13 protein-coding genes and 1 pseudogene are annotated in these 15,096 nt (G+C 75.5%); 12 read left to right on the top strand and 2 right to left on the bottom strand.

Annotated elements, in window-relative coordinates; translation table 11 throughout:
- The 11 genes and pseudogenes from E1300_RS50650 to E1300_RS38940 form a co-directional block, all read left to right on the top strand.
- Nucleotides 1-777 (top strand): annotated as a pseudogene (locus E1300_RS50650) (hypothetical protein); the annotation flags it as partial.
- 8 nt (nt 778-785) lie between these two features.
- The gene (locus E1300_RS38985; RefSeq protein WP_131762150.1) at nt 786-1,091 is read left to right on the top strand and encodes a DUF2470 domain-containing protein; all 306 of its coding nucleotides are present in this window, start codon (nt 786-788) and stop codon (nt 1,089-1,091) included.
- Nucleotides 1,092-1,123: 32 nt separating this feature from the next.
- Nucleotides 1,124-1,795 carry a biliverdin-producing heme oxygenase gene (locus E1300_RS38980; RefSeq protein ID WP_131762149.1) on the top strand — a complete coding sequence of 224 codons (672 nt, stop codon included), beginning with the start codon at nt 1,124-1,126 and terminating at the stop codon, nt 1,793-1,795.
- Nucleotides 1,796-1,894: 99 nt separating this feature from the next.
- Nucleotides 1,895-3,508, top strand: a complete 1,614-nt coding sequence (locus tag E1300_RS38975) for an ArnT family glycosyltransferase (RefSeq protein WP_131762148.1) — start codon at nt 1,895-1,897, stop codon at nt 3,506-3,508.
- A 63-nt stretch (nt 3,509-3,571) separates the two neighbouring features.
- Entirely contained in the window at nt 3,572-4,795 is a 1,224-nt protein-coding gene (locus E1300_RS38970; RefSeq protein WP_131762147.1) for a glycosyltransferase, read from the top strand.
- 106 nt (nt 4,796-4,901) lie between these two features.
- Nucleotides 4,902-5,738, top strand: a complete 837-nt coding sequence (locus tag E1300_RS38965) for an STAS domain-containing protein (RefSeq protein WP_131762146.1) — start codon at nt 4,902-4,904, stop codon at nt 5,736-5,738.
- Nucleotides 5,738-6,172, top strand: coding sequence for an STAS domain-containing protein (locus E1300_RS38960; protein WP_131762145.1), 435 nt, complete (start codon nt 5,738-5,740; stop codon nt 6,170-6,172). The genes E1300_RS38965 and E1300_RS38960 overlap by 1 nt, the downstream gene beginning before the upstream one ends.
- Nucleotides 6,173-6,192: 20 nt before the next feature.
- Entirely contained in the window at nt 6,193-6,579 is a 387-nt protein-coding gene (locus tag E1300_RS38955; protein ID WP_131762153.1) for an ATP-binding protein, read from the top strand.
- Nucleotides 6,567-7,619: an ATP-binding SpoIIE family protein phosphatase gene (locus E1300_RS38950; protein ID WP_131762144.1), complete on the top strand. Its 1,053-nt coding sequence runs from the start codon at nt 6,567-6,569 to the stop codon at nt 7,617-7,619. Before E1300_RS38955 ends, E1300_RS38950 begins: the two co-directional genes overlap by 13 nt.
- Before the next feature lie 4 nt (nt 7,620-7,623).
- Nucleotides 7,624-9,399, top strand: coding sequence for an ATP-binding protein (locus E1300_RS38945; protein ID WP_131762143.1), 1,776 nt, complete (start codon nt 7,624-7,626; stop codon nt 9,397-9,399).
- Nucleotides 9,396-10,985, top strand: coding sequence for a fused response regulator/phosphatase (locus E1300_RS38940; protein ID WP_131762142.1), 1,590 nt, complete (start codon nt 9,396-9,398; stop codon nt 10,983-10,985). Before E1300_RS38945 ends, E1300_RS38940 begins: the two co-directional genes overlap by 4 nt.
- A 147-nt stretch (nt 10,986-11,132) precedes the next feature.
- Here the strand turns inward: E1300_RS38940 and E1300_RS38935 are convergent, their stop codons facing one another.
- Entirely contained in the window at nt 11,133-13,043 is a 1,911-nt protein-coding gene (locus E1300_RS38935; RefSeq protein ID WP_207400204.1) for an N-6 DNA methylase, read from the bottom strand.
- A 186-nt stretch (nt 13,044-13,229) separates the two neighbouring features.
- On the opposite strand from E1300_RS38935, the gene E1300_RS38930 reads away from it, so the two are divergent.
- Nucleotides 13,230-14,054, top strand: a complete 825-nt coding sequence (locus tag E1300_RS38930) for an alpha/beta fold hydrolase (protein ID WP_131762141.1) — start codon at nt 13,230-13,232, stop codon at nt 14,052-14,054.
- A gap of 3 nt (nt 14,055-14,057) precedes the next feature.
- Here E1300_RS38930 and E1300_RS51895 read toward each other — a convergent pair whose 3' ends face one another.
- Nucleotides 14,058-14,945, bottom strand: coding sequence for a helix-turn-helix transcriptional regulator (locus E1300_RS51895; protein ID WP_207400203.1), 888 nt, complete (start codon nt 14,943-14,945; stop codon nt 14,058-14,060).
- Nucleotides 14,946-15,096: the final 151 nt, after the last annotated feature.

Genomic DNA, 15,096 nt, shown 5'->3' with positions numbered 1-15,096 from the left:
GTCCCGACCCTGTCGGCGGCGCAGCGGCGGGCCGTGTCCGCCGCGCCCGCCCGCGACCTGGCCGTCTCCGGCGTCCGCGTGACGGGCGGGGGCCCGGTCGCCGCGTGGTTCGGCGGGCCGGCGGAGCGGACGGTGACGTTCACGCTCCGCAACACGGGCGCGGCGCCCGTGACCGATCCGCCGCTCACCCTCGCCGCCGGGCGCGGCGCCGAGCCGACCGGCGTGCTGGACGCCCCGGAGATCGGGACGCTCGCGCCCGGGCAGCGGCGCACCTACAGCGTCCGCGCGCGGCTGCCGGGACCGGCGTTCGGCCGGTACACGGTCGTGGGCGAGCTGACCGGGGTGGACCGGCCCGCGCGGTTCACCGCGCGCACCTCGTCCTACCCGTGGGCGCTGCCCGCCCTGATCCTGCTCGCGGTGCCCCTCGCCGTGGCCGTCGAGCTGCGCCGTCCCCGCGGCAGGGCGGCGGGGACGCCGGCCGGTCCGCCGCGCGCCGCGACGATGAACGAGATCGTCGCCGTCAACATCGGCCAGTGGCGGCGCGTCCGCGACCTGTCGAGGGCGGCGCTGGCCGAGGCCCTGACGCCGCTCACCGGGACGGCGTGGAGCGGCGCCGACGTCGAGCGGGCGGAGGTCCTCGCGCCGCCCCGCCGCTTCGACGCCGACGAGCTGCTGGCCTTCAGCCGCGCGCTGGACGTCCCGCTGCCGGCGCTGCTGCTCCCTCCGGCAGGGTACGAGGTAGCACTCCCGGGACATATCGCCACTACAGGGACGTGAGGAGAGCCATGGAGCAGCCGCCTTTCACCGCCGGAGTCGTCGCCGCGATCACCCGGCACATGAACGAGGACCACGCCGAGGACACGGTGTTCATCGTCCGCGCGCTGGGCGGGCGGCCGGACGCCGCGACCGCGGCCATGACCGGGATGGACGCCGACGGCGCCGACTTCACCGCCGAGGTGGACGGGCGGCCGGTCGCCGTCCGCATCCCTTGGAGCCGGCGGCTGACCGAGCGCGCCGAGGTCCGCGCCGAAGTGGTGCGCATGTACGACGAGGCCCGCGCGGCGCTGGGCCTCCCCGCCCGCGGCGCCTGAAACGAATCCCCGACCCCCAGGAGGGACGCACAGTGGTCGAAGAGCATCCGGAACCGGCGCGGGAGCGATTCTCGGCGCGCCTCAGGTCCGCCACGCGGACCGATCACGGCGACGCCGAGAGTTCGGCGTACATGACGGCCCTCGTGGAAGGGCGGCTGAGCCGCGACCAGTACGCGCTCCTGGTCGAGCAGATGTACTTCGTCTACGACGTGCTGGAGGAGGCGGCCGACCATCTGCGCGCCGACGCGACGGCGAGCGCCTTCGACCTCCCCGGATTCCGCCGCATGGACGGCCTGCGCGCGGACCTGGCGTTCTTCTATGGGCCCGGCTGGAGCGGCGACCTCCGCGAGGACGAGGCGACCCGCCGCTACTGCGACCGCCTGCGCGAGGTGTGCTTCGACTGGCCCGGAGGCTTCGTCGCCCACCACTACACCCGCTACCTGGGCGACCTGTCGGGAGGCCAGTACATCGGCAGGCGGCTGAAGGGCGCCTACGACCTCGTCGACGGCGACGGGCTCCGCTTCTACCAGTTCGAGGGCCGGCCGAAGGCACTGAAGGACCGCTACCGCGCACTCCTGGACGCCGCGCCCTGGGACGAGGCCGAACGCGCGCGGATCATCGCCGAGGTGAAGACCGCCTACCGCCTGAACCGGGAGCTGATCGCCTCGCTGGGCCGCCGCCTCTCCATCGAGCCCGCGGCCTGATCCCGCGGCCTGAACCGCCGCCATCGGACGCGGGCGGTGCCGGCGGGCGGTCGGGCGAACCGGGGCGCGGAGCGGGCGGTGCGGTGCGACGATGGGGCGATGATCTCGCCGTCCGCCGCGTCCGGACCGTCCCGGGCGCGGCGGTGGGCGCCCGCGGTCCTCGTGCTCGCGCTGCTCGCGCAGATGGCGCTGGCGATGCTCACGGCGGCCAGGGAGCAGAGCCCCACGATCGACGAGCCGATCTACGTGGGCGCGGCGCTGGTCTACCTGCGCGAGCACAGCCTGCGGTACAACCCCGAGCATCCGCCGCTGGGCAAGCTGGTCATCGGCGCGGGGGCGGCGCTCGCGCGCCCGAGGCTCGATCCCGGGTTCACCGGCGTCCAGGACGATCTCGGGCGGCACGTCCTGTACGAGTCGGGCAACGACGCGCAGCGGCTGCTGCTCGCGGCGCGGATCCCGGTGATCGTGCTGACGCTGCTGTTCGGGCTGGTCGTGTTCGCGTTCGCCCGGGACCTGACCGGCACGCCGGGCGGCCTCGTGGCGCTCGGCCTGTACGCGTTCTCGCCGGACGTCATCGCGCACGGGTCCCTCGCCACGCTGGACGTGCCGGCGGCCGGGTTCGCGCTGACCTCGGCGTGGCTGGCGTGGCGGGCGCGCCGGGCCCCGCTGCCGTGGATCCCGCTCGCCGGGGCGGCCCTCGGCGCGGCCGTGGCCACGAAGATGAGCGCGCTCGCGGCCGTCCCCGTGGTGGCGGTGCTCGTGGCGCTGTCGTGCCGGGCGCACGAGCCGCCGCGCAGGACGCTCCGGTTCGTGGCCGGCACCGTGGCCGTGGCCGTGCTGACGGTGTGGCTCACCTACCTCGCCGTCGATCCGCGGCTGCGCTGGACGACTCCGGGCGGCGTGCCGTCCACCGGCGGGCTGCGCGGCCTCCTGGTCGGGCTGGCGCCGTTCCCGCGGCCCTTCCACGACGGGATGCGGCTCCAGTTCATGTTCGAGCGCGAGACGTGGGACGGCTTCCTGTTCGGGCGGCACTACCGCGGCTCGCTCTGGTACTACCTGCCCGCCGCGCTGCTGGTGAAGACGCCGCTCGGGATGCTCGCGCTGTGGGCGGCGGGCGCCGCGGCGATGGCGGCCGTGCCTCGGCTGCGGCCCGCCGCGCCGTACGTGCTCGTCCCCCCTGCCGTGCTGCTCGCGGCGGCGATGACCGGGTCCCGCGACCTCGGCGTCCGGTACGCCTTGTTCGTTCCGATGTTCCTGGCGGTGGCCGCGGCGGGGGCGACGGCCTTCCGGTGGCGGTGGGCTCCCGGCGCGGCGGCGGTGCTCGTGGCGGCCGTCGCGGTCAGCTCGCTGCGGGCCTTTCCCTATTACCTGCCCTACTCGAACGAGGCGTTCGGCGGCCCGTCCAAGACGCATCTGCGGCTCCACGACTCCAACGTGGACTGGGGGCAGGATCTCGAACGGCTCGCCCACCACCTCCGGGCCGAGTATCCGGGCGAGCCGGCCTGGCTCGCCTACAAGGGCAGCGGCGTCCCGTCCTACTACGGCATCCGGGCGCAGGACGCACTGGCTGCCCCGGCCGACCGGGTCCACGGCCTGCTGGTGGTGTCCGACAGCTGGGTCGCCAAGGCCGACCCGCGGGTGCTGGCCCTGGTGAAGGGCCTCGAACCGGTCGACGAGGTCGGCCACTCCATCTCGATCTACCGGCGGCCGTAGCGCGCCTGGCCGCGATCCTGGACCCGGCGCGGGCGGGCTGCGAAGCTGCCGGACGTGGTCGTCGTGAGCGCTCTCGCACTGATCGCGCTCGCGGTGTGGGCGTACCTGGCCGTCGGCCACGGCGGGTTCTGGCGCACGGCCGACCGGCTCCGCCGGGGCGCGGACCCGCGCGCGTGGCCGGACGTCGCGGCCGTCGTACCCGCCCGCGACGAGGCGGCGATCCTCCCGGAGACGCTGCCCACCCTCCTCGCCCAGGAGTACCCGGGCCGCTTCGAGGTGATCCTCGTCGACGACGACAGCACCGATGGCACCTCCGAAGTGGCCGGGCGGCTCGCCGCGGAGGCGGAAGCGGACGCGGGCGAGGCGGGCCGGGCGACATTTCGGGCCGTCCGGGTGACGGGCCGGGAGGACGGGTGGGCGGGGAAGGTCCGGGCGATGGCGGAAGGGGTGCGGGCGGCGGGCGAGGTCGAGTTCCTGCTGTTCACCGACGCCGACATCGCCTACCGACCGGGCACGGTGACGCGGCTCGTCCGCGCCGCCACCCCCGCCGCGAACGCCACCGCCCCCGCCGCCGCCACCACCGGCGAGGACGGGCTGGACCTCGTCTCCCGGATGGCCATGCTGAGCACGCGCACCCGGTGGGAGCGGGCGCTCGTCCCGGCGTTCGTCTACTTCTTCGCGCAGCTCTACCCGTTCCGGCGCGTCGGCGAGGACGGGGCGCGCACGGCCGCCGCGGCGGGCGGGTGCATGCTGGTCCGGCGGTCGGCGCTGGCGCGGGCCGGGGGGCTCGCCGCGATCCGCGGCGCGCTGATCGACGACGTGGCGCTCGGGCGGCTGGTCAAGCGCGGCGGCGGGCGGTGCCGGCTGGACCTCGGCCGCGAGGTGGCGAGCGTGCGCCCCTATCCGCGGCTGGCCGATCTCTGGGCGATGGTCGCGCGGAGCGCCTACCACCAACTCCGTTACTCACCGGTACTGCTAGCCGGTACAGTGCTCGGACTGCTGCTGGTGTACGTGGTACCTCCTGTGGCGGCGGTGGTGGGAGTGACGGAACTCATGCTGAGCGGCGGCGCGCGCGCCGCGACGGCCGCGGCCGCGGGCGGCACGGCTTGGACGATCATGGCGGCCACATACGCCCCCACGCTGCGCCTGTACCGGCTGTCGCCGCTGCGAGCCCCGCTCCTGCCGCTGGTCGCGCTCCTCTACACGGGCATGACGGTCGACTCCGCCCGGCGGCACCGCGCGGGCCGCGGCGGCGCCTGGAAGGGACGTACGGTCACCGGGCGCTGACCCCGCGTCAATTTCTTTGCCGCATGACAACGAAAGCGGTGCCCGGCGATAGCCTGCCGAGCGACTAACTTCCCTACATGACGGGATATGGATGGGAGCACACGGCATGAGCGACGAGCATCGGCGGGCGCACATCGCGGATCTGGTGCGTTCCCGGCGCGACACGGTGCTCGACCGGTGGGTGGAGCTCGTCGCGCAGGGTGTGCGCGGCCGGATCACCGCGGGCGAGCTGCGGACCGAGCTGGCGGAGCTGTACGGCCTGGTCGAGCGGGCCCTCGCCGAGCCCGGCGGCACGGCCGGCGGGGAGCTGCGGGCGGCGCTCGGCGAGATCTCCCGCAGCCGGGCCCGGCAGGGCTTCAGCCCCACCGAGACGGCGATCAGCGTGTTCGCGCTGAAGCAGGCCGTCCACGAGCAGGTCGAGGCGTCCGGCGACACGGACGCCTACGGGGGGTTCATCGCGTTCTCCTCGTTCGTGGACGATCTCGGCCTGACGACGTTCGAGGCGTACGCGGCGGCGCGCGAGCAGGTCATCGCCGACCAGGCCGAGCAGCTCATGGAGCTGTCGACGCCCGTGGTGAAGCTGTGGGAGGGCATCCTCGCCGTGCCGCTGGTCGGCACCCTGGACTCCGCCCGGACCCAGGTGGTGATGGAGACGCTGCTCCAGACGCTCGTCGAGACGGGCTCGCAGTTCGCGGTGATCGACATCACCGGGGTGCCCGCCGTGGACACCGAGGTCGCCCAGCACCTGCTGAAGACGGTCATGGCGGCCCGGCTGATGGGCACCGACTGCGTGATCTCCGGCATCCGGCCGCAGATCGCCCAGACGATCGTGACGCTCGGCATCGAGTTCGGCGACATCGCCACGAAGGCCACGCTCGCGGACGCGCTGACGTACGCGCTGGAGCGCAGCGGGGTCCGCATCGTCGGCGGGGCGGAGGGCTGATGGAGCGCGTCCCGATCCTGAAGATCGGCGAGGTCCTGCTCGTGTCGATCCAGATCGACCTCCAGGACCAGACGGTGCTGGCGCTCCAGGAGGACCTGGCCGACCGGATCGTCCGGACCGGCGCCCGCGGCGTGATCATCGACATCACCGCGGTCGACATCGTCGACTCCTTCATCGGCCGCATGTTCGCGACCATCGCCTCGATGTCGCGGCTGATGGACGCCGAGACCGTCGTCGTCGGGATGCGCCCGGCGGTGGCGATCACGCTGGTCGAGCTCGGGCTCTCGCTCGGCGGCGTCCGCACGGCGCTGAACCTGGAGATGGGCATGCGGCTGCTCGGCGCGGGCGTGCCCGGCGCGGGCGGCGCGCCCGCGCGCGCGAACGGCTCGGGCGGGGGTGCCGGCGGGCGTTCCGGCGCGGCGGGTCCCCGGTGACGACTCCGCCCGGCGACGAGATGGCCATCGCCTCGAACGACGACGTCGTCCGGGTCCGGCAGGTGGTACGGGCCGCCGCGGCGGCGGCGGGCCTGTCCCTGGTCGACCAGACCAAGATCGTCACGGCGGCCAGCGAGCTGGCGCGCAACACGTTCATCTACGGCGGCGGCGGATCCGTGCGGGTGGAGCGGGCCGTGAGCGAGCGCGGGCGCGCGGGCGTCCGCATCGTCTTCACCGACGAGGGACCGGGCATACCCGACGTCGACCAGGCGCTCACCGAGGGCTGGACGAGCGGCAGCGGCCTCGGCCTCGGGCTGTCCGGGGCCCGCCGGCTGTCGGACGAGTTCACCTTGGAGACCCAGGTCGGGAAGGGGACCACGGTGACGGTGACGAAATGGACCCGCTGACGGGGCCCGGCTGGACGAGCAGCCCGCCCGTCGGCGACGCGCTGTGGATCCGGGTGGAGGAGGAGAGCGCGGCCGCCGGCGTCCGGCGCCGCGTCACCGCGCTCGCCGAGCGGCTGGGGTTCGCCGGGGAGCGGCTCGGGCAGGTGCGGCTCGCGGCGACCGAGGCTGCCACGAACCTCGCCAAGCACGCCCGGCAGGGAGAGATGCTGGTGCGGATCGTCCGGGAGGGCGAGGCCGCGGCGCTGGAGTTCGTCTGCGTGGACCGCGGCCCCGGCATCGCCGACGTCGCCGGGTCGCGGCTGAACGGCTTCTCGACCAGCGGGACGCTCGGGATCGGGCTCGGCTCGATCGAGCGGCTCGCCGACCGCAGCGGCCTGCACTCGCTCCCTGGTGCGGGGACCGTCCTGTTCGCGCGGTTCGTTCGGGCGGACGACGCGTCCGCCGCGGACGGGCCGCCGTTCGCCGGGCTGACCCGGCCGATCGACGGCGAGGACGAGTGCGGTGACGCCTACGCCGCCCACGTGGCCGACGGGACGGTCTACGCGATGCTCTGCGACGGCCTCGGGCACGGCCCGCTCGCGGCGCGGGCGGCGCAGGAGGCGGTCCGGGCCGTGCGCGACGCGGTGCTGCCGGCCCGGCCCGCGGAGCTGCTGGAGCGCGTCCACCGGCGGCTCGGGCCGACGCGGGGCGGGGCGGTCGCCGTCGCGGCCGTGGACCCGGCGGCGGGGACGGTGCGGTTCGCGGGGCTCGGCAACATCGCGGGCTGGATCGTCGGCGGCGGGCGCCGGCAGGGCATGATCTCGGTTCCGGGGATCGCCGGGACGCACGCCAAGCGGTTCCGGGAGGACGTCTACCCCCTGCCCCCGGGCGGGGTCGTGGTGCTGCACTCCGACGGCCTCACCGACCGGTGGGACGCCGCCGAGCGGCCGGGCCTGTTCCAGCGGCCGCCGCTGCTCATCGCGTCGGTCCTTCTGCGCGACGCCGGGATCCGGCATGACGACCGGTCCGTGCTCGCGGTGACGACGTCCGGAGGGAGCTGACCGCATGCCCGACGACCGCGCGCCCGGCCGCCCGTCCGGCGGCTCCTCCGGCGGCTCTCCCGAGCACCCGTCCGATGAGCTGCTGCGCGTCGACATCGCGGACGAGGCGGGCGTCTTCACCGTCCGCCAGGCGGGACGGCGGGTCGCGGCGGCCGTCGGCCTCGACCAGCAGGACCAGGTCCGCGTCGGCACGGCGCTCAGCGAGATCGGCCGGGAGCTGTACTCCTACGCGGGTTCGGTGGCCGCCGTGTTCCGCGTGGACCGCGAGGGGCGCCCGGCGCTGGTCGTGGAGCTGTCCTTCGGGCCGCGGGACGGCGCCACCCGCGCGCTGGAGGGCTTCGAGGCGGCGACGCGCCTGATGGACAAAGCCGAGGAGGAGGGCGACGGCGACGCCTTCACGGTCCGGCTGCGCAAGCACCTGCCGCCGAACGCCCCGCCGGTGGACGCCCGGGAGCTGGCGGACCTGCGCGCCCGGCTCGCGCGCCTCCGGCCCCTCCCGGCGCTGGAGGAGCTGCACGCCAGGAACTCCGAGCTGATCGAGGCGCTGGAGGACGTCCGGCGGCAGCGGGAGGGGCTGCGCGCCCTCAACGCCGAGCTGGAGGAGACCAACCGCGGCGTGATGGCGCTCTACAACGAGCTGTCGCAGGAGCTGGAGGAGACCAACCGGGGCGTGGTCGCGCTGTACGCCGAGCTGGAGGAGAAGTCCGACCAGCTCCGCGAGGCGGGCGAGGCGAAGAACCGGTTCTGGGCGAACATCAGCCACGAGCTGCGCACCCCGGTGAACGGGATCATCGGCCTGACCCGGCTGCTGCTCGATCCCGCCGCCGACCCCCTGACCGGCGAGCAGCGCCACCAGATCTCCCTGATCGGCGACACCGGCGACACGCTGCTGTCCCTCGTCAACGAGCTGCTGGACATGGCCAAGGCGGAGCAGGGGAGGCTGGAGCCCCGGCTCGCCCCCGTGGACGTCCCGGCGCTGCTGAGGGAGCTCGCGGCGCTGCTCCGCCCGATGGCCGAGCAGGCGGGCCTGACCCTCCACGTGGACTCCGCCGACGCCCCGCCCCGGCTGGTCGGCGACGGGGTGATGCTGAGCCGCATCCTGCGGAACCTGCTGGGGAACGCTGTGAAGTTCACCACCGAGGGGGAGGTGCGGCTGACCGTCCGGTCGACGCCGCAGTACATGGAGTTCGTCGTGTCGGACACCGGTGTCGGGATCCCGCCCGCCGACCGGGAGCGGGTCTTCGAGGAGTTCTACCAGGTCCCGGGCACGCGGACGGGCGGCACGGGGCTCGGCCTGCCCTACGCCCGGCGGCTCGCCCGCGCGCTCGGCGGGGACCTCCTGCTGGACAGCGTCCTCGGCGAGGGCACCACGGTGACGCTGCGGCTGCCGCCCTACCAGAGCATGACCGGAGGGGAACTGGGCCACGTGCTCATCGTGGACGACGATGAGACCGCCCGCCGGAGCCTGCGCGCGCTGGTCGGCGGCGCCGCCGAGCGGATCAGCGAGGCCGCCGACGGCCGGTCCGCGCTGGCGGGTGCCGCGTCGGACCCGCCCGACCTCGTCCTGCTCGACCTGCGGATGCCCGGCGGCGACGGCCGCGAGGTGCTGGCGGGCCTGCCGCCCGCGGTGCCGGTGGTCCTCGTCACCTCGGCGGACGTGTCGGCGGAGGCGGAACTGGAGCGCGCCGACGCGCTGCTGGGCAAGGACCGGCTCGGCCCGGAGACGCTGGCCGACGCCGTCGGGAGAGCCGTGGCCCGCAGGGCCCGGGAGGTGCGATGACGGGCACGGAGGCCTGCACGACGCTGGTGGTCGACGACAACGACACCAAGCGGTACATCATCGGGAGCTGGCTGCGCCGGGCCGGGCACACGGTCGTGGAGGCCGCGTCCGGCGCGGAGACCTGGGAGCGGCTCGCCGACCACGACGTCGACCTGGTGGTCCTGGACGTCAAGCTGCCCGACATGAGCGGGACCGAGGTCTGCGAGCAGATCAAGGCCGCGCCGGCGACCGAGTCGCTGCCCGTCATCCACATCTCCGCGTCGGCGGTGGACGTCGCCGACCGCACCCGCGGGCTCCGCCGCGGCGCCGACGCGTACATGACCGACCCGATCGACCCGGGCGAGTTCATCGCCACGGTCGAGGCGGTGCTGCGCTACTACCAGGCGCGGCGGCGCGCCGAGCGGATCGCCGCGCGGCTGGCCGCGTTCACGAACACGTCCCTGGCCATCAACGCGGCCGAGACCTTCGACGAGCTCGCCGCGGTCGCCGCCGCCGGCGCCCTCGACGTCTTCCAGGTGCCCGCCGCGGTGTTCATCTCGCCGCCGGACGGCCGCACCAGGCGGACCGTCGACCTCGGCCACGGCGCCTGGCACCGCGACTGCCCGCCGGACCTGTTCGACCGGCTGACCGCGCTGACCGGGCTGCGGGACGGCACCGGCACCGCGATCGCCGCCGTGCCCGCGGCCGACTGGCGGGACCTGCTGCCCGACACCGCCGCGGAGGGCGACGTCGTCCTGATGACGTCGCGGATCAAGCGGGGCCGCCCGCCGATCGGCGTCGCGATCGAGGCGCGCGGGGCGACGCACGAGGACGAGACCAACCTGCTGCGCCAGCTCGGCCAGACCCTCGCCCTCGCGATGGAGGCGCTGCGGTCCTACACCGAGGAGCACCTGATCTCGCTGACGCTCCAGCGCAGCCTGCTCCCCGCGACCCATCCGTCGGTCCCGGGCTGGACGTTCGCGGTCCGCTACGAGCCGGCCAGCGACCAGGCCGAGGTCGGCGGCGACTTCTACGAGGTGCTCGACCGCGGCGACCACGTCCTCGTGGCCATCGGCGACGTCCAGGGCCACTCGCTGCACGCGGCGACGGTGATGGCGGAGATCCGGCACGCGCTGCGCGCCTTCGCCGACGAGGGCCACGACGCCGTCACGATCCTCCGGCTGCTGAACGGCGTGATGCAGCGCTACCACGACGACCAGACGGCCACGATGTGCCTGATGACGCTGGACCCGGTCACCGGCGCCCTCCAGGTCGCCAGTGCCGGGCACCTGGCGCCGCTCTACCTGTCCGGCGGCACGGCCCGGTACGGCTCGGGCGGCGGCGTGCTGCTCGGCTTTCCCGTGGAGAAGGTGGCGATCGAGGAGGCCGTGGTGCCGCCGGGCGGCACCGTCGTGCTGATGACCGACGGGCTCATCGAGGACCGCGACATCCCGCTGGCCGACAACCTGGAACGGCTGCGCGCGGTGGCCGTCGAGGTCGGCGGCGAGGCGGACGGCGATCCGGAGCGGTTCAGCGACCGGGTGATCGCCGAGTTCGGCCACCGCGAGGACGACGTCGCGCTGATCGTCCTGCGCCGCGACGTCTGACCGCGCCGGGACGACCGGCCGAGCGGGGACGTCTGACCGCGCCCGGACGACCGGACGCGCAGAGACGACCGGCCGCGCAGAGACGCCCGGCCGCGCAGGCACGACCGGTCGCGCCACGATGGCCGATCGGGCCGGAGCGGCCGGGCGTCAGGGGGGCGGCGGGTCTCCGGCGGCCTCCCCGGGTGGGCGGAGGCCGCCCTGTGTCACGCCGTCGGCCAGCAGCCGCGCCAGCTCCTCGCCGAGCGCCGTCCCGTCGCGGAGCGCGGCCTCCAGCTCCCGCGTCCGGCGGAAGACCTCGCCGAGGCGCCGCTGCTCGTCCAGCGGGGGGCGGGGCACCCGGGCGCGGCGGGGGTCGACGCGGCCGCCGGTGGTGGCGCCCGCCGCGGACCGCGAGTTGGCGGTGCTGCCCAGGACGCCCGCGAGGTAGTGCGGGTCGAGCACGTCCGGGTCGGCGCGGAGCAGCCAGAGATGCGGGCCGAGGAGCGCGCCGTCCTCGGTCACGACGCGGGCGGCGAAGCGGCGGGCGGCCGCGGTGACGACGACGTCCCCGGCGCGGAGCCGGATCCAGGGTTCGCCGGCGTCCGCGGCGGCCACCCGCCCGGACGGGGCGCGGCCCTCGGCGACGTCGTCGGCGGTGAGGAGCGGATGGCCGTCCAGGACGGGGTCGGGCTCCCGCCCGGCCGGGCCTGACCGGACGGTCACCGCGCCGATGCGGGCGAGCTCCGCGACGGTGGTCACCGGCAGCTCGCGGGGACGCGGGTCGGGCTCGGCCGCCGGCACCAGCCCGTCCAGCCGCTCGACCAGCGCGGCGAGGCGGTCGCGGGTCCGCATGTACGCGGCGGCGGTGTGGGCGCCGCCGGAGGCCGCGACGTGCCGTCCCGGGGCGAGGTCGACCTCGTCGTCGAGCAGGTCGATCAGCGGGACCGCGCGGGCGGCGCCGGGTTCGTCGAGGTCCGGCGCCTGCTCGAAGGCCCGCCACAGCCGGACGACGTCCGCCGCGCCGGCGCCCTCGACCATCAGGATCCCGGACGGGGGCGCGCCGCCGGCGGGCCGCCGCAGCAGCCACAGGTGGTGGGTGTCGGAGAGCGCGGCGACGGCTCGCAGCGCGCCGCGCCGCAGGAGCTGGGCGCGGATGCGGCGGCCCGACCGGCGGCCCGCGGCGGCGGGCGGCATGAGCACCGCGGCGAGCCCGCCGGGCGCCAGGTGGGCGAGGGCGTGCTGGACCCAGGCCAGCTCCGGCTCCATCCGGGGCGGCAGGCCGTACTCCCACCGCGGGTCGGCGGTCAGCTCCTCGTAGCCCCAGTGCCGGTCGTGGAACGGCGGGTCGCACAGGACGGCGTCGACGGCGTCCCCGGTGAACGCGTCGTGCCGCAGCGCGTCACCGGAACGGACGTCCGCGCCGGACGTGCGGAACGCGAGCCGCGCCCGCGCGATCCCGGCCAGCCCGGGGTCGCGTTCCTGGCCGAGCAGGCGCCGGGGCGGCCCGTCCTCCCGGACGGCCTCCATGAGCAGGTTCCCCGGCCCGCAGGCGGGATCGAGGACGGACCGGGCGCCCGGATCGAGCAGGTCGGCCATCAGGGCGGCGACGGGCGGCGGGGTGGTGTCCGTGCGGCGGGAGTGCGCCTCCAGGTGGCGGCCGGCGAGGAAGGCGAAGGCGTCCTCGGCGCCCCGGTCGGCGGCGAGCTCGGCGACGGCGCGCAGGGCCGCGTCCCACGGGGTGGCGGCGGTGGCGGGCGGCGCGGCGGTACCGGCGGCGAGGCGCTGGAGGAACGCCCCGATCTCGCCGAGGGCGGCGCTCGCGGAGTCGTCGCCGGCGGCGGCGCGCACGCGCTGCCACGCCTCCTCGTCGAGCGGCACCTCGCGCAGCTTGTCCTGGTCCCGGAGCCACGCGGTGATCTCGGCGAGCGAGAAGACGGGGCTGGCGGCCGTGCCGCCCACGGGACGCGGGAAGTCGGGGTGGCGGCGGCGCCAGTTGCTCACCGCGGCGCGGCCGACGCCCGCGAGCCGGGCGATGTCGGCCGCGGTCACCGTCCCGTCCCCGTGCGGGTTCTCCGGCACCGTCGGCTCTCCTCTCACCCGTTCGCCTGTGAATCTAGTACACGGGCAGTCGAAGGATCAGGGCTTCTAAGTCGGGCGGGGCAGTCATCGGGCGGGGACGGCAGAGTCATGTGACTGATTCACAAGTCCCTCCCGAAGAGTCAGGCTGGGCGCAAGCTCAGTCAACCTCCCCGTAAGGAGACGATCATGGGGTTCAGCACGTCCGCCGACGGCACGAGGATCTTCTACAAGGACTGGGGCAGTGGGCGCCCCGTGGTGTTCAGCCACGGCTGGCCGCTGAACGCGGACGCCTGGGACGAGCAGCTCACGCTGCTCGCCGACAACGGCTTCCGCGCGATCGCGCACGACCGGCGCGGCCACGGCCGCTCCGACCAGCCGTGGAACGGCAACGACATGGACACCTACGCCGACGACCTGGCGACGCTGCTGGAGACCCTCGACGTGCGCGACGCCGTGCTGGTGGGCCACTCCACCGGCGGCGGCGAGGTCGCCCGCTACATCGGCCGGCACGGCAGCGGGCGGGTCGCGGGCGCGGTGCTGCTCGGCGCCGTACCGCCGATCATGGCGAAGACCGACGCGAACCCGGACGGGCTGCCGATCGAGGTGTTCGACGGCATCCGCGCGGGCGTGGCCGCGGACCGCTCGCAGTTCTACAAGGACCTCGCCGAGTCCTTCTACGGCTTCAACCGGGAGGGCGCCGCCCGCTCGCAGGGCGCCGTCGACGCGTTCTGGCTGTGGAGCATGCAGGTGGGGCTCAAGGCCGCCTACGACTGCGTCAAGCAGTTCTCCGAGACCGACTTCACCGAGGACCTGAAGCGCATCGACGTGCCGACCCTGGTCGCGCACGGCGAGGACGACCAGATCGTCCCGATCGGGAACGCCGCGCTGAAGACCGCGAAGATCGTCAAGGACGCGACCCTGAAGACCTACCCGGGCGGCTCGCACGGCCTGACCGGCGACTTCCGGAAGGCGTTCGAGGCCGATCTGCTCGCCTTCGTCAAGAACCTGTAGCCGTCAGGAACCTGTGGCGGCAGCGGGCTCGCCGCGCTCGGCAGCGGAACCACCGCGCGCGTCCGCGGGCTCGCCGCGCTCGGGGCCGGGCCCGCCGCGCTCGGGAGCCGCGGCGGGCCCGCCGCGTTCGGGAGCGGGCCCGCCGAGCACGTCCCTGAGCTGCGTGCGGGACGTGATGCCGAGCTTGGGGAACACCCGGTAGAGGTGCGCGCCGACCGTCCGGTGGGAGAGGTAGAGCTGCTGGGCGATCTCCCGGTTGGACAGCCCCTCGGCCGCCATCCGGGCGATCTGAAGCTCCTGCGGGGTGAGGTCCGCCCACGTCGTGGGGGTGCGCGGGGCGCTGGCCTCGCCCGAGGCGCGCAGCTCGCGGCGGGCCCGCTCGGCCCACGGGCCGGTGCCGAGCGCGTCGAACGCCTCGCGGGCGGCGCGCAGCGGCGTCCGCGACTCGGCGATGCGGCGCTGCCGCCGCAGCCACGCGCCGTGCGCGAGCAGCAGCCGGGCCCGCTCCATCGGCCACCGCGCCAGATCGGCGTCCAGGGCGGCCTGGAAGAGCCCGCCGGCGTCGGCGTCGTCCGCGAGGAGGGCCCGCGCGTACCGCAGGCCGATGTGCAGCAGCGGGGACGGGGTGAGGGCGGCGTCCGCCTCCAGCTCCGCGACGGCCGCGCACGCCGCGCCGGGCGTTCCGGCGCCGGCCGCGGCCTCCGCGAGGTCGCCGACGGCCCAGGAGCGGACGTGCGGGTGGTACGCGGCGTCCTGCGGGTCGAAGATCCGGCCGAGGTGGGCGAGGGCGTCGGCGTAGCGCCCGGCGCCGAGCGCCGCCGTCCCGCGGGCGATCTGCACGAGGGCGAGGCCGGACGCGTTGGCCATCGGCAGCAGCACCTTCTCGGCCATGGCGGCGAGGTCCTCCGCGCGGTCCTCCTCGCCGCGCAGGGCGGCGAGCGTCGCCGCGGCGCAGTAGGGACCACAGGCCCTCGGTGGCGTTGAGTTCGGGTGCGTAGGTCGGCAGTTGGACGACCGTCGGCCAGTCGCGGCGGGCGATGAA

It is taken from the genome of Actinomadura fibrosa (assembly GCF_900659615.1).
In the GTDB taxonomy this organism is placed as follows: Bacteria; Actinomycetota; Actinomycetes; order Streptosporangiales; family Streptosporangiaceae; genus Spirillospora; species Spirillospora fibrosa.
Note: the sequence above shows the minus strand (reverse complement) of the source record. Positions and strands in the feature narration are given on the sequence as shown.

What these genes read in the sequence shown, in the direction of transcription:
- E1300_RS38985 (WP_131762150.1), top strand. Translation starts at nt 786, where the DNA reads ATGGAGCAGCCGCCTTTCACCGCCGGAGTCGTCGCCGCGATCACCCGG.
- E1300_RS38975 (WP_131762148.1), top strand. Translation starts at nt 1,895, where the DNA reads ATGATCTCGCCGTCCGCCGCGTCCGGACCGTCCCGGGCGCGGCGGTGG.
- E1300_RS38965 (WP_131762146.1), top strand. Translation starts at nt 4,902, where the DNA reads ATGAGCGACGAGCATCGGCGGGCGCACATCGCGGATCTGGTGCGTTCC.
- E1300_RS38960 (WP_131762145.1), top strand. Translation starts at nt 5,738, where the DNA reads ATGGAGCGCGTCCCGATCCTGAAGATCGGCGAGGTCCTGCTCGTGTCG.
- E1300_RS38955 (WP_131762153.1), top strand. Translation starts at nt 6,193, where the DNA reads ATGGCCATCGCCTCGAACGACGACGTCGTCCGGGTCCGGCAGGTGGTA.
- E1300_RS38950 (WP_131762144.1), top strand. Translation starts at nt 6,567, where the DNA reads ATGGACCCGCTGACGGGGCCCGGCTGGACGAGCAGCCCGCCCGTCGGC.
- E1300_RS38945 (WP_131762143.1), top strand. Translation starts at nt 7,624, where the DNA reads ATGCCCGACGACCGCGCGCCCGGCCGCCCGTCCGGCGGCTCCTCCGGC.
- E1300_RS38940 (WP_131762142.1), top strand. Translation starts at nt 9,396, where the DNA reads ATGACGGGCACGGAGGCCTGCACGACGCTGGTGGTCGACGACAACGAC.
- E1300_RS38930 (WP_131762141.1), top strand. Translation starts at nt 13,230, where the DNA reads ATGGGGTTCAGCACGTCCGCCGACGGCACGAGGATCTTCTACAAGGAC.
- E1300_RS51895 (WP_207400203.1), bottom strand. Translation starts at nt 14,945, where the DNA reads ATGGCCGAGAAGGTGCTGCTGCCGATGGCCAACGCGTCCGGCCTCGCC.